The sequence below is a fragment of the uncultured Duncaniella sp. genome (genome assembly GCF_910578445.1).
Classification (GTDB): Bacteria; Bacteroidota; Bacteroidia; order Bacteroidales; family Muribaculaceae; genus Duncaniella.
Genome location: NZ_CAJTQC010000011.1, coordinates 56,676 through 82,398, shown reverse-complemented (window position 1 = coordinate 82,398; position 25,723 = coordinate 56,676). Strand labels below are relative to the sequence as shown.

Annotated in this window: 21 protein-coding genes; 5 read left to right on the top strand and 16 right to left on the bottom strand. The window is 50.1% G+C overall.

What is annotated here, in order from left to right; all coding sequences use genetic code 11:
* Positions 1-215: hypothetical protein (locus tag QZ311_RS06525; RefSeq protein ID WP_297065685.1), on the top strand; the 215-nt coding region annotated here is incomplete at its 5' end.
* 102 nt (positions 216-317) lie between these two features.
* Here QZ311_RS06525 and QZ311_RS06520 read toward each other — a convergent pair.
* The 15 genes from QZ311_RS06520 to QZ311_RS06450 form a co-directional block, all read right to left on the bottom strand.
* Entirely contained in the window at positions 318-1,538 is a 1,221-nt protein-coding gene (locus tag QZ311_RS06520) for an ABC transporter permease (protein ID WP_297065683.1), read from the bottom strand.
* A 3-nt stretch (positions 1,539-1,541) separates the two neighbouring features.
* Positions 1,542-2,288, bottom strand: coding sequence for an ABC transporter ATP-binding protein (locus tag QZ311_RS06515; protein ID WP_297065680.1), 747 nt, complete (start codon positions 2,286-2,288; stop codon positions 1,542-1,544).
* A 12-nt stretch (positions 2,289-2,300) separates the two neighbouring features.
* Positions 2,301-3,485: an efflux RND transporter periplasmic adaptor subunit gene (locus tag QZ311_RS06510; protein ID WP_297065678.1), complete on the bottom strand. Its 1,185-nt coding sequence runs from the start codon at positions 3,483-3,485 to the stop codon at positions 2,301-2,303.
* 52 nt (positions 3,486-3,537) lie between these two features.
* Entirely contained in the window at positions 3,538-4,857 is a 1,320-nt protein-coding gene (locus tag QZ311_RS06505; RefSeq protein ID WP_297065677.1) for a TolC family protein, read from the bottom strand.
* An 84-nt stretch (positions 4,858-4,941) separates the two neighbouring features.
* The gene (locus QZ311_RS06500) at positions 4,942-7,755 is read right to left on the bottom strand and encodes a TonB-dependent receptor (protein ID WP_297065674.1); all 2,814 of its coding nucleotides are present in this window, start codon (positions 7,753-7,755) and stop codon (positions 4,942-4,944) included.
* A gap of 254 nt (positions 7,756-8,009) precedes the next feature.
* A complete protein-coding gene (gene rplI, locus QZ311_RS06495) occupies positions 8,010-8,450 on the bottom strand; it encodes a 50S ribosomal protein L9 (protein ID WP_297065671.1) in 441 nt (146 codons plus the stop codon).
* Between the two features lie 21 nt (positions 8,451-8,471).
* Positions 8,472-8,741 (bottom strand): 30S ribosomal protein S18, encoded by a 270-nt coding sequence (gene rpsR / locus QZ311_RS06490; RefSeq protein WP_172480316.1) that lies wholly within the window; start codon positions 8,739-8,741, stop codon positions 8,472-8,474.
* Positions 8,742-9,107 (bottom strand): 30S ribosomal protein S6, encoded by a 366-nt coding sequence (rpsF, locus tag QZ311_RS06485; RefSeq protein ID WP_297065667.1) that lies wholly within the window; start codon positions 9,105-9,107, stop codon positions 8,742-8,744.
* A gap of 178 nt (positions 9,108-9,285) precedes the next feature.
* Complete coding sequence (locus QZ311_RS06480; protein WP_297065664.1) at positions 9,286-14,997, bottom strand: alpha-2-macroglobulin family protein; 5,712 nt, start codon at positions 14,995-14,997, stop codon at positions 9,286-9,288.
* 122 nt (positions 14,998-15,119) lie between these two features.
* Positions 15,120-15,581, bottom strand: coding sequence for a hypothetical protein (locus tag QZ311_RS06475; RefSeq protein ID WP_297065662.1), 462 nt, complete (start codon positions 15,579-15,581; stop codon positions 15,120-15,122).
* Positions 15,582-15,658: 77 nt separating this feature from the next.
* Positions 15,659-16,126 carry a hypothetical protein gene (locus QZ311_RS06470; protein WP_297065658.1) on the bottom strand — a complete coding sequence of 156 codons (468 nt, stop codon included), beginning with the start codon at positions 16,124-16,126 and terminating at the stop codon, positions 15,659-15,661.
* Between the two features lie 74 nt (positions 16,127-16,200).
* Positions 16,201-16,761: an RNA polymerase sigma factor gene (locus QZ311_RS06465; protein WP_297065655.1), complete on the bottom strand. Its 561-nt coding sequence runs from the start codon at positions 16,759-16,761 to the stop codon at positions 16,201-16,203.
* Between the two features lie 242 nt (positions 16,762-17,003).
* Positions 17,004-17,240, bottom strand: a complete 237-nt coding sequence (locus QZ311_RS06460) for a hypothetical protein (RefSeq protein ID WP_297065653.1) — start codon at positions 17,238-17,240, stop codon at positions 17,004-17,006.
* A gap of 31 nt (positions 17,241-17,271) precedes the next feature.
* Positions 17,272-17,787: an outer membrane beta-barrel protein gene (locus QZ311_RS06455; protein ID WP_297065649.1), complete on the bottom strand. Its 516-nt coding sequence runs from the start codon at positions 17,785-17,787 to the stop codon at positions 17,272-17,274.
* A 143-nt stretch (positions 17,788-17,930) separates the two neighbouring features.
* Entirely contained in the window at positions 17,931-20,942 is a 3,012-nt protein-coding gene (locus QZ311_RS06450) for a putative LPS assembly protein LptD (RefSeq protein WP_297065645.1), read from the bottom strand.
* 324 nt (positions 20,943-21,266) lie between these two features.
* Between QZ311_RS06450 and QZ311_RS06445 the strand changes: the two genes are divergently transcribed.
* From QZ311_RS06445 to QZ311_RS06435, 3 genes are read left to right on the top strand one after another with little or no spacing between them, the layout of a single operon-like run.
* The gene (locus QZ311_RS06445; RefSeq protein WP_123615025.1) at positions 21,267-21,737 is read left to right on the top strand and encodes an Lrp/AsnC ligand binding domain-containing protein; all 471 of its coding nucleotides are present in this window, start codon (positions 21,267-21,269) and stop codon (positions 21,735-21,737) included.
* A 15-nt stretch (positions 21,738-21,752) separates the two neighbouring features.
* Positions 21,753-23,087 (top strand): tRNA (N(6)-L-threonylcarbamoyladenosine(37)-C(2))-methylthiotransferase MtaB, encoded by a 1,335-nt coding sequence (gene mtaB / locus QZ311_RS06440; RefSeq protein WP_297065641.1) that lies wholly within the window; start codon positions 21,753-21,755, stop codon positions 23,085-23,087.
* Complete coding sequence (locus tag QZ311_RS06435; RefSeq protein WP_297065638.1) at positions 23,084-24,109, top strand: glycosyltransferase family 2 protein; 1,026 nt, start codon at positions 23,084-23,086, stop codon at positions 24,107-24,109. The genes mtaB and QZ311_RS06435 overlap by 4 nt, the downstream gene beginning before the upstream one ends.
* An 85-nt stretch (positions 24,110-24,194) precedes the next feature.
* On the opposite strand, the gene surE is transcribed toward QZ311_RS06435, so the two are convergent.
* Complete coding sequence (gene surE / locus QZ311_RS06430; protein WP_297065635.1) at positions 24,195-24,962, bottom strand: 5'/3'-nucleotidase SurE; 768 nt, start codon at positions 24,960-24,962, stop codon at positions 24,195-24,197.
* Between the two features lie 155 nt (positions 24,963-25,117).
* Between surE and QZ311_RS06425 the strand changes: the two genes are divergently transcribed.
* Complete coding sequence (locus QZ311_RS06425) at positions 25,118-25,552, top strand: DUF4293 family protein (protein ID WP_297065632.1); 435 nt, start codon at positions 25,118-25,120, stop codon at positions 25,550-25,552.
* Positions 25,553-25,723: the final 171 nt, after the last annotated feature.

Sequence of the window (25,723 nt, the reverse complement as noted above, 5' to 3'; positions counted from 1 at the left end):
CTGATTGTTTTATTGGTGAATGGTCTATTGCTTATATCGAACTCACGTTAAATATGCAGTTTGAAAGGTTTGTGGTCGGAGCAGGATATCAGATTTCGAATTTTGACTATTACTCATCGCGGAGAAATGTCACTTTGGCTGACGGTCAGAAATTCCATGTCCCGGCAAAAGAACTTAGCCATAATGTGTTTTTATCTGTCGGTTATATGTTTTAGACCGTTTCCCGGCAGTATGGCTGATGATATATGAAAAAGGCGTGACGATTCTGTCGGAGTCGTCGCGCCTTTTTCTCGGGATAAGATTGAATCTGATGTGGTTTATTCGTAACGTATAGCCTCGATCGGGTCGAGATTCGAAGCTTTCATCGCCGGAACCCAGCCGAAGAATATGCCGGTTATGGTGCAGACTGCGAAGCTGAGGATGATTGATGTCGCGAGGATTGATGTCGGCCATCCGGCAAGCATTGTGACAAGCCATGTTGCCACGCATCCGACCACCACGCCTATCAGTCCGCCAGTGACGGAGATAATAATCGCTTCAATCAGAAACTGTAGCAGAATGTCGATGCCACGTGCGCCGATACTCATACGTAGACCGATTTCACGGGTGCGTTCAGTGACCGATACATACATCATGTTCATGATGCCTATACCTCCGACGAGAAGCGAGATGAATGCGATGCAGGTCAGGAGCACTGTCATCATGTCGGATGTAGAATTCATCATTTCGCTCAGTTCCTGCTGAGAGCGGATATTGAAATTGTCGGCATCCTCCGGCCCGAGACGGTGGTTCGACCGAAGAAGTTCGGTGATTTCCTCGGTGGCTTCGGTGGTGAGATTTTCGGAAAGCGCTGAGGCCACGACCTGCCCGAGATAGTCGACGGCAAGTATTCGCTTCATGACAGTGGTGTATGGTGCGATTACGACGTCGTCCTGATCCATACCCATCGAGTTTGTGCCTTTGCTTTTCAGCACTCCGGTTATGGTGAAGGGTATTTTTCCGAAACGCACCACTTTTCCGATAGGATTCTCTCCGTTGGGAAAGAGATTGTCGACGACTGTCTTGCCGACGATGCAGACTTTTGCCGCAGATTTGATGTCGGCTTCAGTGAACATCTCTCCATCCTCGACTGAAAGTTTGCGGATGTCGAGATATTCCGGCGTCACACCATAGATGCTTGACGGCCAGTTGTTGTTGCCGACCACCAGTTGCCCGGAACTTGTCACCACGGGGCTTACTGCCGACAAATAGGCAGTGCGGTCGCGGAGAGTCTCATAGTCGGCAATCTTCAGGGTCTGCATGTCGTCGGCGCTCTGGCGCACACCTCCGCGCTGCATATTGCCTGGATGTATCATTATCATGTTCGAGCCCATCTCTGAAATCTGTGCCTTGATGCTTTCCTTCGAGCCTTGGCCGATGGCGAGCATGCAGATTACGGCCGCGATGCCGATGATGATACCCAGCATGGTCAGGATTGCCCTCAGTTTATTGCGGTTGAGGGCACGAAGCGCTATTTTGAGTAGATTGAAAAAATTCATCGGTTAATCGTCGTTAGCTGGTAATGAGTCAAGCATTTCCTGTGCGGATGCCGGTGACTCGTTGTATGTGTCGGAAATGATACGGCCGTCGCGGAGCACGATGTTGCGCGAGGAGAAGGCTGCAAGTTCGGGATTGTGGGTCACGAAGATTATCGTGCGGCCACGCGCATAAAGCTCCTGAAAGAGTACGAGCACGCTGAACGATGTGCGTGTGTCGAGATTACCTGTCGCCTCGTCGGCAAGAATGATTACCGGGTCGTTGACGAGGGCGCGTGCGATTGCGACGCGCTGCTGCTGTCCGCCGCTCATCTGGTTGCTTTTGTGGTGGAGGCGGTCGCCGAGCCCGACGGCGAGGAGGGCGTTGACCGCGCGTTCGTGACGCTCTTTGGCTGAGACGGAGGAGTTGTAGAGCAATGGTAGCTCGACGTTTTCGATTGACGAAGTCTTCGGGAGGAGATTGTAGTTCTGAAACACGAATCCTATTTTGCGGTTACGCAGTCGCGCACGTTCGTTCTTGCTCATTTCGCGGACGCTAACACCGTCGAGGATGTAATCGCCTGAGGTCGGTGTGTCAAGACAGCCGAGTGTGTTGAGCAGTGTCGACTTGCCCGAGCCGGATGTGCCCATGATTGTCACGAACTCGCCTTCGCGGATGGTAAACGAGACACCGCGCAGAGCATGGACGGTTTCGCCTCCTACCTTGAAATCGCGCTTTAGGTCGCGGACCTTGATGATTTCACGTTTTTCCATAGGAGAATCTGTTTATTTCTTGTTTCCTCCGGGACGTTTGGGCTGGAAGGGGCTCTGGCCTCCGGCATGTTCGCCATTGTCTTCCGTCGGTGTCTCCACCGAATATTCGATGGCAACCTTAGTGCCCTGCTCGATGCCTGAAACCACGCGGTAGTTTATTCCGTCGGTAGCGCCAACGGTGATTATCACAGGGAGGAAAGCATTGTCTTTGACGATCCATACGCGTTTTTTATCGGGATCAGACGGATTGTTGTAGGCCTGTGTGGATGTTCCTTCAGGAATTGTCGGGAGATTTTTGGCTTCGGGATATGCGTGGGGGATGAATCGGGTCGCCTTTGCGGGAACGAGTGTCACGTCTGACTCGTCGAGCATATAGATTGTGAGGTTTGCCGTAAGGCCCGGGATGAGTTTATGGTCTGAATTGTCGGCAGAGACGAGCACCTCGTAGGTGACGACGTTGCTTTCGGTGGTCGGACTGATGCGTTTCTGTGTGACAGTTCCGTGGAACACTTCGTCAGGGTAGGCATCGACAGTGAAAGTCACTTTCTGTCCTTCCTTCACCCGGCCTATATCGGCTTCGTCGACATTGGCCACGACGCGCATGTGGTCGAGGTCGGCGATGGTGAAGAGATTGGCTACGGTCATGTTTGATACGACAGTCTGTCCGACTTCCACGTCACGCGAGATGATTATGCCGTCGATCGGAGAATAAATCTCGGCATAGTTAAGATTTTTCGCGGCTTTCACCCTGTCGGCTACTGATTTTTCATAGGATGTCTTAGCCACTTCATAGTCGCGGCGCGTTGTGTCGAATTCGTAGTCCGAAATCAGTTTCTTGTCATGGAGTGCTTTGTCGCGTTCGTAGTTGGTCTTTGCATACTCATAGCTTGCCTTGGCGCTGTTGACATTTGCCTCGGCCGATGTAAGTTCGCTTTGGAGAAGCACTTTGTCGATTTCGGCTAAGAGTTCGCCTTTTTTCACCTGTGAATTAAAATCGACAAGGATTTTGTCGATGATTCCTGTAACCTGAGTGCCGACATCGACCGAGGTTTCCGATTCGATAGTACCGGTGGCGGTTACGGTCTCGCTTATTGACCCGCGTGTCACCTCTTGGGTGACGAGGCTTATTGACTGCTCCTTGCTGCAGGATGTGGCAGCAAGCAGGAGCGCAAGGATTAATGTGGAATGGAGTTTCATGAATTGAAATTATTATAGAGGCTTGTATATAGCGCTTAAAAATAAATATTTATCAAAGTGTCACATCGCCGGTTCTCAGGAATTCCACCATTTTGCGGGCCAGTACCGACATATATTTGGCTTGAAGGAGTTCTCGCTGGGCTTCGATGAGGGCTGAGTGTGTCTGGAGAAGTTCTGTCGGTTCGACATAGCCGACTTTGAATTTTTCGTTTGCGAGTTCATCGCTGAGTTTGGCCGATTTGAGGCTCTGAAGACCTGAAGTGTAGCGTGTCCGTGACGATTCCATGTCGATATACCAGCTTTCAAGCGTCTGTGCGATCTCTATTTTGCGCGATTCGATGTCGAGTTGGCTTGAGAGCTTGCTGACCTTGGCTTGGGCTACAGCTGTTTTTGTCGACTTGCGGTCAAAAATGGGGACAGATACCGATAGGCTGATGTTTTCGTTGAATCCCTGTTTCATCTGTGTCCCCCATCCGCCGGCCGAATTAGAATAGTAGCCTGTGCCTACTCCTGCGCCGAGGCTTAGCTGCGGATAGCCGGAAGCGCGGGCGGCTTTGATGTCCTCGTCGGCTATGTCGACCGAAAGTTCGTTGTAGCGCATGAGGGCGTCAGTGTCGAGGGCAAGCTGATAGCTTTCGTCGATTGGCGGAAGTTCGGCAAGGACTTCCTGCTCTGAAAAATTATATGGCATGACATCGAATGAACTGTCGATTCCAAGCTCAAGGAGTTTTTTGAGCTGCATGCGTGCGGTGTTGAGCTGAGCGGTTGCCGACACGACGTTATAGTTGTCCTGCTCGGCCTGTGTCGCAAGCTGCTGGTAGTCGACGAGGGAGATTTTGCCTGATTCCATCATCTGCTTCGCACGGTCGGCCTGAGCGCGGCTGACTTCGGCAAGTTCGGTGTTGACGGCTACGGTCTCTTTATTGTAAAGGATGTTGATGTAGGCCGAAAGGATTTCGGTGCGTATGTTGCGCAGGGTGTTGTCTGTGGCGTAGCGCGATCTTTCGACATCGGTCTTTCCTCGGCGTATTGCACTTTCGCGTTTACCTCCGTCCCAGACAGTCCAGCTGGCATTGAGGTTGTAGTTACTTGTGTAGGCGTTGCTGTTTCCGTTGCTCCAAGGAGCGTTTGAATATCCCTGATTTGTTCCGAAGTCAAGCGAGGGTTGCCATTCACCCTGTGCTTTTTCGAGAGAAATGGCTGCGGATTCTTCCGACAGAATTGATTTGCGGAGAGTTAAGTTATTGGTACGTGCGTGGTTAATGCAATCGTTATAGCTCCAGATGGCGATTGAATCATCGGCATAGGAAGGCAACACGAACCAAGAGAGCGCCAACGTGAAGACGCCTCTCATCCGATAATTGAGAAACATGATGAAAATGAAAAATTATATGAGAAATGACTTTTTTATAAGGAGAGTGGAGAATGAGCAGATGTGGATGGTTTTATTACGGGATTATCTCGGACCGCGTCCGCCGGGGCCGCCATGTCCGCCGGGACCGCGACGCATGAAGTCACCTCCGCCTGAGGGTTCGTTGCCTTTTCCGAATGAGTTGAAACGGTAGCTCAGTGTCACCATGAAGTAACGGGAGAGGGAATTGTATTCGATGTCGTCGATATAGTTTGCAGTGACATTTCGGCGGATGTTGTTGCGCTGGTTGAGGAGGTCGTAGACCTTCACGGCGAGAGTCAGTGACTTGCTGCGGAGGAACTGCTGGGAGATTGTGGCGTTCCACATCCACGTACGTGTGTCATAACCGGCGGCATAACCTGCAGTGGCCGTGTAGTTGATGTCGGTCTGCAATGTCAGTCCCCAAGGCGTATAATATGTACCGTCAAAACGGCCGCCATAGTTGTGGACAGTCTGGTTGGCATTTTTCTGCATGCTGTTGTGGGTTGTCTGTAGCATGTAGATCGGACGGAGCTCGAATTCGAAGTTGTCGGGGCGGAAAGTGATGCCGGGAGTTTCACGGACAGTGAACGAGAGGGAGTTGTTGCGAACATTGTTGTTGAAACCTACATTGTGGCGGATGTTGGCGTAGACGTGGTTTGAAATGCTCCAGAGTTTGTTGCGCAGTGGCATCGAGAACATGTTCATGATTCGGCCGTTCCATACGCCGTTGACGTTGACATATTCGGTCAGACGCGAACCGTATTCGTCGAATGTGGTTTTGGAAATGATCGAGTTCTGTGTGAACTGAAAGTCAGCCATGAGCATTAGAGAGCGTTGCGACTCCATGTTGAAATCCTGAAAGCGGAGCATGAGATTATGGCTGAAAGAGGGGTTGAGGTTCGGGTTACCCTGCACCTTATTGGTCGGATTCGAAATGTCGAGTACAGGCTGGAGCTGCGACATGGATGGCTGTGACGACTGTCCGCGATAGTTGGCCTGTATTGAGCTTCTTTTCCCGAATTTGTAACGGTAGCGCAGGAAGGGGGAGAAGTTTGTCACCCAGCGGCTGATATTTTTGTCGGCATTGTCGAGATAAATCGATTTTGACATCTGGGGAACGAGTGCCATGCCGATTTCAAAATTAGACTTCGCGCCGACTTTTTTGTAGCCGAGACGGATGTTCTGGTTGAAATAGTTGTTTCGGTAGCGGTTTGAGTAGTCCGGGTCAGGTTCTTCGCCGGCCGGGGGGAGGATATCGAGGTCGTAGTCTTCCGGGATGTTGTAGACGAGCTTGTCGGCATTGTTCCAGCGATACGATCCGCGATAGGCGAAAGTAAGGAAATGACCGTTGGCCACGTCGCCGAGAGGTTCGGTCCAAGTGAACTGACCCATCACCTGATTGCTCCATGTATGGTTGTCGGTGTACTGGTTGAGCAGTTCAGAGTTGTCCTCGGTGTTGTCGGGGTCTTCCTCCATGATGTAGCGGATGAAATCATTGACGGATGTCTCTTTTTCAGTGACATTAGATAAACGGTATTGCCCTGACAAAGAGAATGAACGTCCGCGGTGGTTCTTGAAGCTGTGGGAGTATATGAGACGTCCGCCAAACTCGTATGAATCACCGTCGCTATGTCCGGTTGCAGTGTTGTCGCTGACCTTCTCCATCGCTGAATTGAGATAGGATGTCAGTTCGTTGTCATCCGATTTGTTGAAATTAAGAGAGAAATTGGGGCGGAATTCAAGGGTGTTGAACGAGTCAGGCTTCCAGAGCACACGGAAGTCTCCTCTGAAGTTGTTGCCACGGTCGCGTGTGGCTTTACGTATCTTTGAATAGGTGGAGTGGTCTTCGAAAAGATATTCGCGGTCCTGTCGGGTGATCGAGTTGGCATCTGTGTTGCTCCACATGAGGTCACCGCCGATGCGAATGATTTCTTCCTTGCCGACGTTGAAGTTGAGGCCGAGTGCGCGCGATTCGGTGATGCCGTTGTTGCCTCCGAAGCGGCGGAAACGGTTGCCGTTACTGTCGGTGAAGCCTATCTGATTGGTGTTGTTGAAGTTTCCGAGGAGTGTAATCTGATTTCCGTTCCAGAAACGGTTGACGTTGAATGAACCCATGTAGCGTTCGTCCGTACCATAGCCGCCTTCGGCTGTTCCGAACCATCCCTGATTCATTCCTTTTTTGAAAGTGAGGTTGATGACGGTCTCGTCTTCGCCGTCGTCGACACCTGTCAGACGTGCCATGTCGCTCTTGCGGTCAACAACCTGAAGCTTGTCGACCATATTTGCCGGAAGGTTCTTTGAAGCGACCTTGGGGTCGTCGCTGAAGAATTCTTTGCCGTCGATAAGAATCTTGGAGATGGTTTTGCCGTTGGCTGTGATAGCTCCGTCAGTGCCTACCTCTACACCCGGAAGGCGTTTCAGAAGGTCCTCGACCACGGCGTTGGGCTGTGTGTGGTAGGAATCAGCGTTATATTCAACCGTGTCTTCCATAACCTTTATAGGAGTTTTGACGGCTACAACGCTGACTTCGCCCAGCATGTGGGATGCTTCCTTTATACGGATTTCACCGAGTCGGAGATTTGATTTTCCTACCGTAACGTCTTTTTCAATATCGGCATATCCGATATAGCTTACGGTCAGGATATATTTGCCGCCTTTGATGTTTTCGAGTTTAAACTGGCCGTCAAGATTGGTTGTAACACCGGCCACGAATGAACTGTCTTTAGCAGTTACGAGTTTGACAGCCGCTTCCATTATCGGTTCGCCGGATTCCATGTCCTTGACAATACCGGTGATGTTGGCTGCATGGATAGTTACGGAGCATAAAGTAAGAAGTAGAACTGAGAGTAAGGTGAGGGTTCTTGTGAAACGTGTCATGTCTTTTTTTAATCTTTGGCTATTGCTTTGATTATGATTTGGTGATTACTCCTTTGTGACAGTAAAGGTAGGCAAAAGTTTAATTCCGAATTGTCCATATTCTACCTATGGGGAGCTTTCCCCGATAAATCGGAAATAATATGCGAAATGTTAAAATGTGTTTTTTGCATATATGCCTGACAGGTATATATGCAGGACAGCCGATCCGAAAAATTAACGGACCGGCTGCCGGATGGTATGTCTCTACGGAAAAATTATTCCGAAACGACTTCGAAGGGGATTTCAACCTTCACATCGCGGTGGAGGTTGATGGTAGCTGTGTAGTTGCCCACTTCCTTGACAGGATCAAGAGTGATGAGCTTGCGGTCAACGTTGTGGCCGAGCTTTTCGAGGGCTTCAGCAATCTGGATAGCGTTGACAGAACCGAAGATTGTACCGGTTGAAGAGGTCTTAGCGCCGATTGTGAGTTTAACGTCCTTGAGTGCTTCAGCAGCAGCTTCTGCATCAGCCTTGATGCGGGCGAGCTTGTGGGCACGCTGACGCTGGTTTTCGGCAAGAACTTTAAGAGCTGATTCGGTAGCAATCACTGCTTTGCCGGTGGGGATAAGGTAGTTGCGGCCATATCCGTTCTTGACTTCGACAACATCGTCCTTGTAGCCAAGGTTGGCAATGTCTTCTTTGAGAATGATTTTCATAATTGCGGATAGCTTTTAAAGTTATTTCATCAAGTCGGTAACGTAGGGGAGGAGTGCGAGGTGACGGGCACGCTTAACGGCCTGAGCGACACGACGCTGGAACTTGAGAGAAGTTCCGGTGATGCGACGGGGAAGAATCTTGCCCTGTTCGTTGAGGAACTTTTTGAGGAATTCAGGATCCTTGTAGTCGATGTATTTGATTCCGCTTCTCTTGAAACGGCAATATTTTTTCTTCTTTACGTCTACCGACAGGGGAGTGAGGTAGCGGATTTCAGATGCTTGTGCCATGATTTAGTTCTCCTTTGCTTCTTCGGTTACTGTAGTTGTTGCTTTAGCACGGTTGCTGCGACGCTTTTCAGCATATTCGGCAGCATACTTGTCGAGACGGAATACGAGGAAGCGGAGTACGCGTTCGTCGCGACGGAAGGCAGTCTCGATTTTCTTGACGATTGTGGGATCGCCGTCAAACTCCACGAGCGAGTAGAAGCCGGTAGATTTTTTCTGGATGGGATAAGCGAGCTTGCGAAGTCCCCAGATTTCTTCGTTGACGATAGATGCACCGTTGTCGGTGAGCACCTTCTCGAATTTTTCTACCGCTTCCTTCATCTGCTGGTCAGACAAAACGGGAGTTAAAATGAAAACGGTTTCGTAATGCATTTTGGTTGGTTATAATTAGTGATTGGTGTTTGTTGAGTCCCGATTTCTATCGGGCACACTTTTTCGGCTGCAAAGGTAGGAATTTTATCCGAGTTGTGCAAAATAATTTCGAGGGGTTGTTAAAAAATATTGTTAATTTTCCAACAACCCCTCGAATGGAAGGTCTGTGCGACGCTCGTTATTGCGTGACGGTTATCGTCGTTCCTGCGGTGTGGGCGGAGAGCGATGGCGCGTAGAGACTCTGGATTGTCGCCACGCCCGACGCGAATGTTCCGCCGTTGTTAACCCACATGTCGTAGGTCAGCACATAAGTGCCCTTTGGCAGATGGGTGATGAAGAATCTGGTCGAGCTGTCGCGGTTTTCGCGATAGAAGCGGATGCCTTCGGCGAAAATCGGAGCGGGCAATTGCTCTACCGGCTCGTAACATCCGGGGCGTTCGTCGACGATGGTCACATAGTCCATGTCGCGGTCGGCCTTGACGGTGAGGGTGACGCTGACACGGTCGCCGACTTTCAGTGTCGGGTTGTCGTATTTGCCTCCGGCGGCGATGGCTTTGCTTATCGACAGGTCCTGACATGAATGGGCTTTCACTGATGTCATCGAGTCGGTGTAGAGGCAGTAGACAGCTCCCCATGACGGACTTGTGGTCGCATGATTCACTTTCAGCTGCGTTTCTTTTCCTGATGACAGCCGGAGGGGCGAGCGGAAGTAGCCGGTCATAAGCTCATATCTATCCGGCTTGATGGTATGGCCGTCGATGCTTATGCGTGAGGCGTTTTTAGAGTCGGCCGGTTCGACCCATTTTGTCGATGTCGATAGTATGGCCGCTATTGCTGAGGATGCCGAGACGGAAGTTCCCCAGTCCATAGCCTGTTTTTGCAGGATGAGCCATTGACGGATTCGGTCGATGTCCTGACAGCCCGGATCGACAGTTGCGAAAGTCGTGAGGAGCATGGATGTCGTGCCGACTTTGCCCATCGACCAGAGTGTCATGTCGTCGAGCGACGGCCACCACATTCCTTTTTCAGGAGTGTATTCCGAATATTCGCGGAGCGATTCGAGGATTGTCTTTGCGACGCTCGGATATGAATTCATGAAAAGAATCCGGGCGTAGATTCCCTTTTCGGGAACTCCGGCCGATTTCCATTTTTTGAGTATCTGCTGCACGGTGGCGTTGACTATGGCGCGGTTAGCTGCAGGAATCCCCTTGACATTTCTGTACAGGTCGCGGAGGTGGACATAAAGGGTGTAGTCGCCTTGCGGTGACTTGGCAAAAGCCTCGCCGGTCGTCCTGTCGAGCCACTGGATGGCATTGACTGTCATCGATAAGAGTTCTTTGCGCTCAGGCATGAATCCGAGTCGGTAGAGCTCTCCGAATAGCAGAAGTACATTTTGGGTGGCCCACATCGAAGCTTCGTCCGACATGCCGAACCAAGCCCATCCGCCGTTGTTTCTCACGAGTTTGCGCAGTGTGGCGATGTTGGCATCAAGAGTCGCATCAAGAGTCTTGGAATCAAACAGAAGTGCGAGCCGGTTCATGCGTTCGGTGTCGTTTTGGGCATCGAGCATCCACGGGGTTGCCGCGAGCAAAATCTGCTTCAGGTCTTCGTTGCGTTCAAGCATTGATGTGAGGGCAGAGCCGTCGCGGTTGCTTTCGGTCCATTCACGGATGGCTTTGCCGATGACAGGATGGTCGCGCAGGAGGCCTGAGGCGATTGATGCGGAGAATATTGATGCGGCAGTCTCATTGGCAGTCGAGGCTTTCTGTTCAAGCAGTCCGGGAAGGGCGGTGACGACATACCACGTGGGATTGTCGCAGAATTCGAGCGTCACGCGCGCGTCGGCCGGTATTGTCGGGAGCGACATCGTGAAGTCTTTATCGTCAGGGGCGATGTAGAACGGATAGGTGTCGATTACAGGGCTGACAGCCGGGAGGACTGGGATGAGCGACTGTTCGCCGTCCGCAAAAATCTCTGTTGACGATTTGATGCGGTAGCCAATGAATGGAGCGTCGGCCGGAGCTACAAGAGATGTTGAGACTGTCGCAGCCGATGATGGAGCGATTTCATCAATCTGTGTGTATTCGGCTATTGTCTTGCCGTCGGCCGGGTTGAAAAGCTCGACTTTGGTCGTCACTTTCTGCATTTCATCGCTGCCGTTCATCACAGAGGCGATAACGGTCGCGCTGTCGCCTGACCGCAGGAAGCGTGGGAGGTTGGGCTGGACCATCACCGGCTTGTTGGCCATGACGTCGGCTGAGAAATTCGTTGAAAGCAGCGAATCGGTATATGCGAGTGCGCGGAAGCCCCAGCTTGTGTTGGCATTGGGAACTGTGAACGTGAGCGAAAGCTTTCCGTCGGCATCAGTGGTCAGCATCGGCTTGAAGAAGGCGAGCGTGACTTCGTTTTCGCGGAATGAAAATGGTTTTGACCTTTCATCGGTGTTTTCAGACGATTCGTTTTCGCTTTCGACAGCACCAAGGTCGACGTCATTGGCAGCCATGTCCGCAGCAATGCCTGCGCCTTTGAATGCTATTGATCCGTTTGCCGAGTTCATGGCTTCTTCTACCACAATTTCCTCTTTGTGTTCATCAACGGCACTAAGGGTTGTGGCAGCGGCTTTATATACCCGCGATCCGCGTATGCGTATCGGTGAGTATGCGAATGAGCGTCCATAAGACTCGAATACAGGCTCAGTCACAGTGTATTCCGATAGGAATTTGGCCGGATATGACGACAGTCTGCTTCCTGATTTGGACGAGAGGTCGGATTGTTGCCAGAAATAGTGGTAGCGCGGTCCTTGGGTCATGGGGGTGAATTCCCATGATGATTTGACAAGGGCGTCAAGTGCGGTATTGTACATGTCGAGTATCACGGCTGCTTCATGTCCGTGGTCCGATTGATCTACGACGCGGAATGTCCATGTCTCCTCGCTGCCCGGGACGAGTCGGTCGCGGAACGATTCACTGATGAACTTTATGCCTTTGGCCGTAGTGTCGCGCTTTGCGGTGATGCTTGCCGAGGAGTTGCGGTAATTGCCGGTGAGCGATATTTCTACAGTGGCTTCGTCTATTCCGTCGGGAAGTTCAATCTGAAGAGTGTGCATGCCCTCGTCGGCTTTCACCCATTTTTGCGAGAGGAGTTTCGAGCCGGTGTGGATGCTGACCAGTAGGTTTGTCGGGCAGTCGACCGCATAGAGCCATGAGCCGCCACGGTTGCCTTTAATTGAAACCTTGTCGGCAGGATACCAGAGCAGTCGTCCGGGGACAGGGGTGGCGATGTCTGTCGGGCGGTAGAGCACTACGTTCTGGCTCACAGGTGCAGCCATAGTGCTGTCGGCGAGTGAGAAGCGAAGTTCGTAGCTTCCGGAGGCAAGGGTGGTAAGGTCAAGAGTAGCGTCTGACGGCTTGATTGTCCCTTTGAGGATGGTGGCTGAATCGCGAATGACCTCATAGTTGACAGGCATGGCGATTACGGAATCCTGATAGTTTACGGTCTGAACCTTGATTGCTGCTGTCGGGGATGTAATGTCGATATTTTCAGGCACGGACGGACGGATTACGTAGCGCGAACCCATTGTAAACATTGTCGAGGCAGTCTGCGTCTCGCCTGACGGCGAGAGAGCGGAGATGGTCACGGAGAAAATTCCGTCGGGGATCGGAGAGATTTCAAGAAGGTCTTTTGGCAGGGTGATGTTGATGTCTCCTTTCTCGTCGGAAGTGGCTTCGATGGTGGCGAATTTGACTTCTGCCGGTCTGTTCCACCACCAGCGTGTGCGCTGGAGGCCTGAAATGTCGACCGTCAGACTGGCGTTGGCCACGGGGAAGCCGGCATAGGTCTCGATGTGTCCGCGCAGAGTGGCTGACCCGGCCGAAGGATAGTCGGATTCGACAGGGTCGAGGATTACACGGAAAGTCGGCAGTTTGTAGTCCGAGACTGTGAAGCCGACGGCGTCGCCGTAGTTCTCAAACGATATATGGAATGTGCCTGTCATGCTTTCTTTTGGAAGCATGAATTTCCCGGTGATACGGCCGAAACGGTCGGTGGTCAGTTTCATGGTGTCGATGGCCATGTAGCTGGCGTTGCGCAGGATGGCCGTAACCTCTTTTCCGATTACCGGACGATGGCTTTTATTCTTATATTCGTAAACAATAGCCATCCACTCCACGCTGTCGCCGGGGTGATAGAGTGGCAGAGAGCTGTAGCCGGATGAGGATTTATACCATTTTTCTTCAAATTTATTATTGTCGGAGTAGACCCATAGCGGATTTGCATAGCGGTCAGTCCCTTTGGCCAGTGTCACATAGCCGTTTGATGAGCATGGGAGCGATCCTTCGGCATCGGTTTTGCCGAGCGTTTTGGGTGATGTGTTGCCACGCCGGTTGTTGGTATAGAGGGTGAACTGCGCTCCTTGGACCGGTGCGCCGGTCTTTGCATCCAGCGCCCAGAGTCGTGTGGATTCGAATTTCGACGAAGCAATTGAGTAGGAGGTTACATTTATCTTGTCATACCATTTTTTACCAGTGAGTGCTTTTCCGTCGATTGTAGGAATTGCGATATACATACCTGCCGACGGAAATTTGTATTTGAGACTGATGGTCTCCTTGAATGGCGTTTCTGTGTCGGCTGATTTGAATGGCAATACCGCCACGGGCTTGAACTTGGGGAGTCCTTCAGTGGAATAACTCCGGTCTGTCAGTGATGAGGATGACACATTATATATATACACTTTTCCTGATTTGACATTTGAGATGTCGAGTTTCAGTTCGGTTTCACTCTCGGGAGCAACTACTGATGGCATCGTTACGTAGACAATCTGCTCAGCGATGCGTGTGCGTTTGTTGATCAAATTGTTTTTCAATGGATAGGCCGGATAGGTCTTGATGTTATGGCCTATGGTTGTGTAGAGCCACCGCAGATCGTCGTATCTGTCGGAAAAGGCCAGCAGAATATCGCCTGAATATTCAGAGGTGCTGTTTTCGTCGTACATTTCGCGCAGTAGCCGGTTTTTACGGTCAGTTGCGGTGTCGGTCGCTGACTGAGAATTGTCTTGGTAGACCCGTTCGGAAATAAAGGTCAGACGCTGCAGGTCGGTGTTGATGAATGGAGCTGAGCCGGGTGTGTGAAATTTGAGCAGTGAAGCGTATAATTCAAGTATTCGCCCGACATTGGGATCGTATTTTGAGAACGGGAGAGCCATGTAGAGGTCATGGCGTGTGAGCAGACCGCATGAAAGGACTGAATTTGTAATCCCGTTTGAGCTGAGAAGTGAGATTGCGCGGTTTGCGACAAAGTCGTAGAGCGTGGGATAGTATATTTCAGTCGTGCGAACGACGGCTGTCGTCGCTGCATTTTTGTAATCTCCGGCTGAAAGGTCGATTACGGATGAATATTTGCCGATGGGCATGGCTTTGAGTGCAGGCGCGAATGTCAGCGCCGCATCGAGAAGCGAGGAAATGCGCGAGCGGAACTGGACACCGTTCCACTGGTTGAAATCATCCGGAAGAGGGGTTGCCGGGGTGTCGCGCGAGTCATATTTCCATCTTTGATTCATGTAGAGCGATGAATATATGTCGGCTTCGAGGGTAAGGAGCATACTCTTTACGACCTTGTCGGTGCTTGCTTGGGCGATGCTGTCGATTTTAGCAAGTGCATTTGCCGCCTTTCCGTTGTCGATGGCGGTCTGGGCCAGATAATAGTCCATAAGTGCGCGCACCACTTTCGGGCCGTCGTCGGTCTTCAGCGCTGTTGAAAGTTGTTGCAGAGATTCGGTGCTGACAGTCTTAGGATATGCAAAGTCAGGAGTCCGGTTGGTGTTTGCGTTCATTTCGGAAGAGAGTGAGATGGATATGAACGTAAACAGCAGGATGAAAATTCTACCGATACGCATAGTTGAAAAATGTGTTGGTTGGGATAGAAAAAATGTCAGTACATATTAATACTGACATGAGATTTTGAGAGAGTCGATATGAAAAGTTTTGTTTAAGCCGCGAATCGTCGGCCGGTGTGGCGTTATTTGCGATGCCGACGGTGCTGCTTCATGAGTTCACGGGTGAAGTCACGCTCGGCGTCTTTAAGCTGGAAAAGCTGACGAGGAGTGAGAATCTGTTTGAATTCCTTGAAATATTTCATCTCTATTTCATTTTCCCGGCCTTTGAGCTCATAGACGGCTTCGGCAGCTTTTTCGTATTCAAGGTCTGTCGCCTTGCTGTCTTTTTTCAGAGTCTGACGGTAGAGTTTTTCCGCCTCGCCCTGTGCCTTGCGTATTTCTTCGTCCATAGTGGTGTAGAGCGGGAGGAATTTGGCCTTCTGCTCTTCGGTGAGGACGAGTTTTTTTGCTATGAAGTCGGTTTTGTACTGCTGCATTTCTTTCATCCATACTTGACGTTCACGCCCGGATGGACGGGTCTGAGCGCTTAGCGGTACTATAATCGTAGAAAGGATGAGGATGAGTGAAAGGGCAATCTTTTTCATAGAAGTTTCTGGAATAATTGCTGAGGTTTGTCTGTCAGAAGGAGCTGTAGAATCTGAGAGATGAAATTAATTGGACTTTAGATTTCAGAGAGCGGGAATTCGGGGGAATCGGGCAGGGTGGCCGAGTCGGCTACGTCGACAACCATTCCCATGTCGGTTTCTGCCGGGTCGAATCCGGTCTCGTAGAGGTCTTCCATGAGCTGATAGTCATTGACATCACCTTCGTTGATGAAATAGTCGTTGATGAAATGGTCATTGTCAATCGCAGCTGTCATTACAGGATTGTTCTCGATTGAAAGCCCGTAGGAATCAGTGCGCATAAGGTCAAACATCTTCATCATGCACCATACGCCCATAAACATGGCTGCAAGGTAGACATAGGGCCTTACCTTCTGCCAGAATGATCTCGGCATCACTTTGGGTGTCGGTTTCTCCCATTCCTTTTCAGGGAGCGAAGCCATCATTTTAGCCGCGAAATCATCGAAATAACCGTCCGGAACGGTCATCCCGTCATTTCTGTTGACTTTTGTTAATATATCTTTCATCGGTGTCTGTTTTTTGAAGCTTAAAGACTTGTTTTGCCTATGTTAACTGTTAGACTCACGTAGAGTCGTGAAGTTTAATCGCTATCCTCAAAAAATTGTTCGATTTTTTTGACTGCAAGATGGTAGGATGCTTTGAGAGCTCCGACCGATGTGCCCATTATTTCCGACATTTGTTCATATTTCATGTCGTCGTAGTAACGCATATTGAAAACGAGGCGCTGTTTTTCAGGGAGTGTGGCTATGGCTTCGCGCAGTCTGAGTGCAAGTTTGTCACCGTCGATATTGGTGTCGGCCTGAATGAGTGAAATCATGCCCGATTCCTCGTCGTCGAGCGAAAGTCCGCGTCTTTTGCGTTCTTTTTCAAGAAAAGAAAGGCTTTCGTTTATGGCTATTTTATAGAGCCATGTCGACAGTTTTGCGTCGCCTCTGAAATTCTCGATATTTTGCCATGCTTTCAAGAAGGTGTTCTGGAGAATATCGTCGGTATCCTCGTGAGACTGGACCGTGCGTCGTATCTGGCGATAGAGTGGTTCGGAGTATGTCTTGATAAGGTCGCCGAAAGCCTCGCGGCACGTCGAAGGGTCTCTCAGGCGTTCCACAAGTTTTTCATCGTCAAGTTTTACCTCTTTGCTCATAAGGATTGGTGGATTAATAGCACTAATTTCTACAAAAGTATTGAAAAAATAGATTTATGCCTAATAAAAACGCATAATAGTTGTTAAAATGCCAATTGTGCGGTTTGTGGTTTGTCGCTGACTTATGGCTTGGCCGGAAGGGTGGTGTGTATGGAAATATAGAGCGGATGGAGCATTGATCGGGCCGTATCGTGGCCGTGGCGTGCTCCATCCGCATTGGATATAGCGTATGATAATTGTCGTCATTCATTGGCGTAGGCCAATACGGTGGGGCTTTCAACATCCACTCCGTATTCGCGTGCGCGCTGCAATATGGCTTTGGCCAGTTTTGGTTTCAGGTTTTCAGGGCAATATCTGAAATATGCTTCAGCAGCCCTGACATGTGCGGCGTCGGGCATCGGATACTCGCGCCGTTCCGGCAGCCCGTAGACACTGTCGGGCAGCTCTTTGCGTTCCTCGTAAGAAATTCTGTCGCTCATGATGCGTATATTTTTATTTTAGCCGGACATTTTAGAGGTTGAAGCGGAAGCCGACTTGCAGAAGGCCCTGAGCGCCGAAGCCGAGTTCTCCGAACAGGCTTGTCACGCGACTGAGTCCGACCTCTGCTCCAAGTGGCGATGCCTGAAATGCGAAGTATGCTTTGTTTTCAGACCAGTCGTCAACTGTGATGTGTGTGATGTCGACACCGATTCCGAGATGGGCATACAGTTTTACAATTCTATTGCGGTAATAGTCGTAACGGCCGTTGAGCATGATCACATGATAGTAGGCATTGGCGTCGTCGGTGTGTTTATAGCTTGCGCTTGAAAACGTGTATGTTGCTCCAAGATGGAAGCTCGGTGCGACTTTGAAGTTGACTCCGGCTGTGAGTGCGCCCCATGCGTTGTTGATTGAGCCACCGTCGTGCATGTCGGTTGCGTCCATCTGGGTGTAGCCGCCGTAACTGAGTTGAAGCTCTGCTCTCTGAGCGTGTGCATTAATAGCCATCCCGATGACGGCACACATGATAAGAAGAATTTTTTTCATTACTGTTGTTGTTAAATGTAAGTAATAATAGTTGATGATAAACGTGTCAGATGGTTGAGGAGAGGACAGTAGAGCAAAAAAATAATGTGACGATGGCTTTTGCCTTCCGTCACATTAATTAACAATTGAAGTATGAATTTTGTTTAATACCATTTAACGCCGTTGGAATATGACGACCGTTTGTCGTATTTGAGATCGGCGAGAAGTGATGATTTGACCGAAATATGGAAATTGTAGCTCTTGTATGGACCTACAGGGACGAAGCTTGCTCTCATGGTGAAGCAGTGCATGTCGCGTGAGATATTGCAGTTCATGTAGGCAAGTTTTTTTGTGTCGAAGTTGTAGCTTGCGGAGAACCCGAAATTCCAGTTTGCCGTCGGGCGGATGTTGCCTGAGAAGGAGAGGTTCTGGGTAATCTTGCCTTTGTATTCAAGCTTGTCGTAGTCGAATTCGCCGTATCCGTAGTTGACGGAGTAGTTGAAAGTCAGATTCCATGGGACGGACCATTTCATATAGCCATCATCGTCAAACTCCATGTTTGATTTCTTTTTGTTGCTTTTTCGTTTGTTTTGGTCCTGATAATCTGATGTGTCATCGGCAAAGTTCTGGTCCATCGAGTTGTTCGGGCCATTGTTTTTGTCGTTGTTCTTATCCTTGTCTTTGTCTTTATCCTTGTCCTTGCCGAACAGTTTTTTGAAAGTGTCGTTGTTTAAGGTGTAGCTGAACGATGTTCCGGTGCTTGAGAGCTTGCCCCAGCCCTTGCCCTCGGAAATACGCAGTTTGTTGACCCTGACAGGATTTCCCGCGGCATTTAGCGCGTAGGTATAAACGTCCCATGTCGCCGACAGGTTGAGGTTGAAATTCTTGACAAGTCGGAGCATTATGGATGTGTTGAGGTTTGACCACCTCATTGAGTCGGCTGCGAAGTTGTAGCTTTGCGAAAGGGACAGGTTCTCGATCAGCGAAATCTTTTTTTCTCCGATGGAGTCGTTGTCGGACTTGACTTTCATCTCAAGATTGTTGGCAAGCGAGATGCTTAACGCCCCTGTCTTGCCCTGACCCGGTACGCCGAACAGTGAGTTCGGGAAGTAGGAATAGGTGCGCGTCTGCATGTTGCCTTGTGCATCGGGATACTGGTAATTGCCGTAATAGCCGAAGAAGGGGGATGCGAAGTCAGGAGCGCCGGAGAAGGATATGGTCGGTGTCAGCACGTGGCGTATCATTTTCACCTTATCGCCGAGGAATGGGAGCGGCTGGAAGAAACCATAGATTTTGGTGTCGAGAGCCACCGAGGCGTTGAAATCCCAGACGTTATAGAAACTGTAGGTTGTGTCGAGGACTTCAGCCGAAGCGTTGGGGTCCCACTGACGGCGCACCTTGGTGGTGTACATTCGGTCGGTGAGATTTATCGATGGGGTAAGGTTGATGTATTTGAAGATGTTGAATGTCGCGCTGACAGGGATGCTGTGACGCATGCCGTTGCGCCAGTCTTTCACGAGACTTTTCTTGAAAAATTCGTCCTGTTTCGCGGTCAGAGAGTTGTTGAATTGTCCTGAATAAGACAGTTTGATTTTTTCATACCATTTTTCTTCACCGACCGCACGTTTGCGCTTGAACGGATAGACCTGCGACATTGTGAGCGTAAAGTTAGGGAACGATACGGCGAGAGTCGAGTCCTGAGAGCGCTGCGAGACGTTGGCGGTCGTCGACAGTGACCATTTCGAGTTAGGAAAACGGTAGGTCATATTGACCGTGCTGCTCTTGGTGTTCTGGGTGAAATCGTTGGAATAGTATGAGTTCAGGTCGTTACGGGTGTAGCCGCTTGTGGTGAAATTGACGCTTGCCGAAAGGCTCATGTTGGGATTTGCCTTTGAATCCTGACTGTGGTTCCAGAGAACCTGAAAGTTGGTCGATTTCGAGTAGTCGGGCATTCCCTTGTCGCCGGTGACGGTCTGAAGGTAAGATATGTTGAAGTTGCCGGAATACTTGTAGCGTTTCACATAGGCGGAGTTCGCGCGCAATCCCCACGAGCCGAGGGTGTAGATTTCACCAGTGAGCGCGAGGTCCATGTTGTCGCTGATGGCGAAATAATATCCGCCGTTGCTCAGGTAGTAGCCACGGTTGTAGTCATCGCCGAACGACGGGAAGATTATGCCGGATGAATATTTTTCGGAGAAGGGGAAGTAGCCGAATGGGACAGCAAGCGGGAGAGGCAGTCCGGCGAGCACCATGTAGGCAGGTCCGCTCACGACATCCTTGCCCGGGCGCATCTTGGCCTTGGTCATCTGGAGATAGAAGTGGGGGTGGTCATGGTCGTCGCAAGTGGTGTATTTCGCGTTTTGCGTATAATATGTGTCTTCGCCGACTTTCTTGGTCTGTCCGCCCACCACATAGCCTTCGCCTTGCTGAGTCTTGACGTTGGTGATGAATCCTTGCTGTGTCTTGAAATTGTAGCGCATGGTCTCCGACTCGTAGCTCGTGCCGTTGTCTTCGAAGACAGGTGTGCCGAAGGCGTCGCCGATGGAATCGACACCTCCTATGGCATAGACCGTAGAGTTGTCAAGGTTCATCTGGATTTCCTGTGCGTCAAGTTTCAGAGTGCCGTATTCTACTTTTGAACTGCCATACATGTATGCGTTGTTGCGTCCGTAGAGCACAAGTGAGTCTTGAGCTGAAAAATCCACGGCATTGTCGAGGTCGACTTTCGAGCGGACAATCCGCGATCCTTTTTCGGGCGCTGTGATGCGTGTGCGGCTAAGCCGTCTGCGTGTTGTGGTGTCGGCTACATAAGTGTGGCGGTTTATCACGGATGCGGCAGCCGAATCAGTGACGTAGACAAGCGAGTCGGTTTCAGGCGAATCGACCGAATCAGGATATTGAGCGGAATCGGCAGGCAGCAACGTGCGGTCCGTTATGGCGGCTTGTGATGACGATTGCAGCACGGTCTCCGGCATGGCGTTTCTGCGTCGTTGCAGGAGGCGTGTAAGTGAGTCGGGACGCGGACGCACGGGCTTGCTTTCCGCTGAGTCGGTCACAGCGGGAAGCGGTCCGAAGGGGACAGCAACGGAATCAGGGTCTACCTGACGTGGAAATGCGCCCATCGAGAGGGCGCATAGCAGCACTAAAGCAACTATGTAGATGTGAGAAGATCTCAAATTCGCACCTTAGATATAATGTTCATTTCATATTGCCGTCGGCCGGTGGGGCAATGGCAATGATTTTACCGTTAAGTTGGGGAAAATCGGTGCAAAGATATAATATAATCCCAATATAGGCAACCTGCATGCGAGCTTTGTGACATTTAATTAATGTGAAATCATCAGATTCCGGCTTGTCGGGAGTGGATCGGTGAAGATAAAGTGAACTTGAAAATTATAATTTATATGGCCGTGTTGATTACTGATTGTAATTTTTTGTGTAATTTTGCACCGTAAAGTAACATTCGCTGTCAAAGCGATACTCAATTTTTTCTATATTAGATGTCACGACAACACTTCGATACTCTTGATTTCAAGATTCTTGAGATGCTCTCCAATAACGCGCGTAAGCCATTTCTCGAAATCGCGCGAGAGACTAATGTTTCGGGAGCGGCCATACATCAGCGCATACAGAAACTAACATCATCCGGCATTATCCGTGGGTTTGAGACTATCATAGACCCTCCATCGGTAGGATATGAGACATGTGCGTACATAGGTTTCATACTCAATGACCCGACTAAGTTCGATGAAGTCGTTGAACGTCTGAAGGCGATTCCAGAAGTGGTTGACTGTCACTTTACGACCGGCAGCTACGATGTCTTTGCCAAGATATTCGCCCACAACAATGCACATCTTCTTGAAGTTATTCACAAAAAGCTGCGTCTTGGCATCGGGCGTACTGAAACACTCATTTCATTTAAAGAGGTGTTCAAGCGACCGATTCCGATTCTGCATGAAAATATGGAATAAAAAACCGTTACTGATTTGATAGACAAGAATACATTCGGCAGTAAGACAGCATTGTTCCACACATTCGGTTGCAAACTGAATTTTGCCGAGACATCGACTGTCGCCCGCATCTTTGCATCGAGGGGCATACAGCGCGTCCATGAAGGCGATGTGCCTGATTATGTGGTGATCAATAGCTGTAGTGTCACTGATATAGCCGATAAAAAATGCCGTCAGGCAATCCGTTCATTCGCGCGTCGCTATCCTGATGCGCGAATTGTTGTCACAGGCTGCTATGCTCAGCTTAAGCCGGACGAGGTCAAGGCGTTGCCCGGTGTCGCTGTCGTAGCCGGTACGGACCGTAAGCTCGAACTCGCCGACTATCTCGACAAGGTGCTTGCCGAAGGGTCGGCAGGCGAGGCCGGAGGGACGACTTTCATAACACCGACAAAGGATATAAGGCGTTTTACTCCTTCGTGTTCGCGCGGAGACCGTACACGCTACTTTCTTAAAGTGCAGGACGGATGTGACTACTACTGTTCCTACTGCACAATTCCGATGGCCCGTGGGCGCAGTCGCTCCGGGTCGATTGACGAGATTGTCGCACAAGCGCGCGAGGTCGCTGCCGAGGGTGGCAAGGAAATAGTCATAACCGGTGTGAATATCGGTGATTTCGGCAAAGGCACTGACGAGACGTTCATGGCGCTTTGCCGCCGTCTGGATGAGGTGGAGGGAATAGAGCGCTACCGCATTTCATCAATCGAACCGAATCTGCTGACCGACGAGCTGATTGATTTTGTCGCGCAGTCGCGCCGTTTCATGCCTCATTTCCATATTCCGCTCCAGTGTGGCAGTGATGAGGTGTTGCGGCTGATGCGCCGCCGTTATGACACGGCGCTTTTCCGCAGCAAGATTGAGCATATCAGGCGTGTCATGCCGGATGCGTTTATCGGTGTCGACCTTATTGTCGGTGCGCGAGGCGAGACGCTTGAGAGGTTTGAAGAATCAAGGGCGTTCGTTGATTCGCTGCCGATTTCACGACTCCATGTTTTCACTTACAGCGAGCGTCCCGGAACGCGTGCGCTCGACATAGACCACGAGGTGAGTCAGGAGGAGAAACACCGTCGCACCCGCATCATGCTTGCTATATCCGAACGCAAGCTTAAGGAATTTACCGAGCGTTTCGTCGGGACTGTCAGGCCGATGCTTGCGGAGCATCCCCGTCTCGACGGTTCAATGGCCGGATTTACTGACAATTACCTGCGTGTCAATATTAAGCCTCGTCCCGAATTGTCGAATACAATCTGCGATGTGCGCATAGTTTCGATGCATCCTGAAGGAGAGGAGTCGGAAGGGGAGGTTTGTATATGAACGGACAAGGCTCAGACGGAAATCGTGTCGCGGTCATAATCCTCAATTGGAATGGCGCACGTTTTCTACGCGAGTATCTTCCATCGGTTGTCAGGCATACGTCGGCTGATATTGCCGATGTCATTGTCGCTGACAATGGGTCGACTGACGATTCACTTGAAGTGCTCCGCAATGAGTTCCCGCAGGTGAAGCGGATTGAATTCAGTGAAAATCATGGTTTTGCCGAAGGTTATAATCTTGCGGTTGCCCGGGTGCGAGACGATTATAAATATACTGTGCTTCTGAACTCGGACGTGAAGGTCGACGACGACTGGCTGACCCCTATGTGGCGGTTCATGGAGTCGCATCCTGAGGCCGGTGCGTTGCAGCCTAAGCTGCTTTCGCTCTCATCGCCGGCTGAATTCGAATATGCCGGTGCTATGGGCGGTTTTCTTGACCGTAACGGTTATCCCTATTGTCGCGGACGTGTGTTTGACACTGTCGAGACTGACAGTGGCCAGTATGACACTCCGATGGAAGTGATGTGGGCTTCCGGGGCGGCTTTGATGGTTGACAATGAGTTGTATCTGCGTCTCGGTGGACTTGACCGTGAGTTTTTCGCCCACATGGAAGAGATTGACCTGTGCTGGCGCATCCGTCTGTCGGGACGTCAGGTGTGGGCGATTCCTGACTCGCATGTCTATCATCTTGGCGGAGGAAGTCTTCCGGCGTCGAACCCTAAAAAGACATATCTCAATTTCCGCAACAATCTGCTGATGCTTCACAAGAACCTTCCGGTCGGTGTCAGAACAAGGCGTCTGTTATGGCGGCGGATTCTTGATACGATGGCATGGGCAAAGTTTGTTGCCGGGTTGGATTTCAAGAACGCTTCGGCTATTGTCAGGGCGCACCGTGATTACAGGAGGATGAGCAGGCTTTATGACAAATGTGACGCTCCCGCCGATTTTCTCGAGGGCGAAGTCAATATCCTGACCGAATATTTCATGAAAGGCCACAAGCGCTTTTCTGATTTGCAGAGATAAACGACGACACGCATCCTTCACCGTTGGGTTGAAAGGATGCGTGTCCGTTTTGATGTTTATACATATTATATTATAATATATGTGCCTACAGCTCTAAGAGCCGGCTTATGGCCGGAATCTCGTCGATGGCTGATTGGGCAGGGCGGATGGGGACAACTGTGCCATATTGACGTGCGAGCCAATATTCGTCAGTTTCCGGATTGTCAGGCTCTTCATTGAATAGTTTGCCCGTCAGCCAGTAGAAAGTCTTGCCGTGTGGGGTTGAATAGGTGGCGTATTCTTCAGTCCAGTGGCTTTTGGCTGCTCTGACCACCTTGATTCCAAGAGGGGTGCATTTGGCCGGAAAGTTTACATTGAGACAGATTCCGTCGGGCAGTCCGTTGCTGATTACTTTCCGGGTGATTTCCTCAATGAAAGGAGTTGTCGGGTCGAAATCTGCGTTAGGGGAGTGGCTGAGGAGCGAATAGCCGATTGAGGGAATGCCGAGTGTGCATCCTTCCATTGTCGCGCCCATTGTCCCTGAATAAATGTTGTTGACCCCTGAATTTGAACCGTGGTTTATGCCTGACAGCACCAAGTCTGGTTTTCGGTCAAGCACGGCGAACATTGCGAGTTTTACGCAGTCGACAGGAGTGCCGCTTGTCGTGAATACTTTTGCTCCGTCAATGGAGTCGTGCTCGTTGACATATAGCGGTGTGTTGACGGTGATTGCCGAGGATTTTCCTGACTGTGGCGCATCAGGGGCGACGACGACCACATCTCCGAACCTGACAGCGATTCTGACCAGATGTTCGAGGCCTCGCGCTCCGAGTCCGTCATCATTGGTGATAAGTATAAGGGGGCGTTTATCCATAATCTATTTGATTGTCGGGTGTATATTTTTGACAAAATTACGATAAAATGCCAACTAATCGTATGTCGGATTGTTAAATTTTTAGTACTTTTGACAAAAATACGGCCTACCGTGGCCGATGCAATATCAAAATCAATTCTAAATTCTATTAAACTATGCAGATACAACGCATTCAGACTGTCTACATCTTTCTCGCTATGGTGGCTATGGCCATTTTTCTCATAGTGCCCTATGGCGAAGTTCATGATCTTACCGCTCAGCCGGTAGTGTCCGAAAAACTCTATGCCATGTATGAATATGGTCTTCTGATTCCGGTTGCCGCGACGGTCATTTTGCTTATAGTCGATATTTTTCTTTACCGTAATATCTCGCTTCAGCGGAAAGTCCTCACAATCTCTTTACTGCTGACCCTATGCTGCATCGCGGTTGTGTGCTTCATACTTTTCAAGCAGGCCGGTTCTGAAGGTCTTGATGCCGATTTTGCTGTCTGGGATATTTTGCTCCCGATTGCTGTGGCGTTTGAAATACTTGGCCTTGGGGCTATAAAACGCGACATAAAGTTGTTGAATTCCTACAATCGACTTCGCTGAAAAAAACAATTGTGTCTCCAATGGGGCTACAATTCGAAAATTTACGTCTCTGCCGTTTGGCAGGGACGTTTTTTAATGATAAATTTGTAGACATTTTGCCTCGAACCTCTATATTCTTCTCGTTATATTTTATCACAATCAGTAACCCTCACACCGCACCGGCTTAAATTC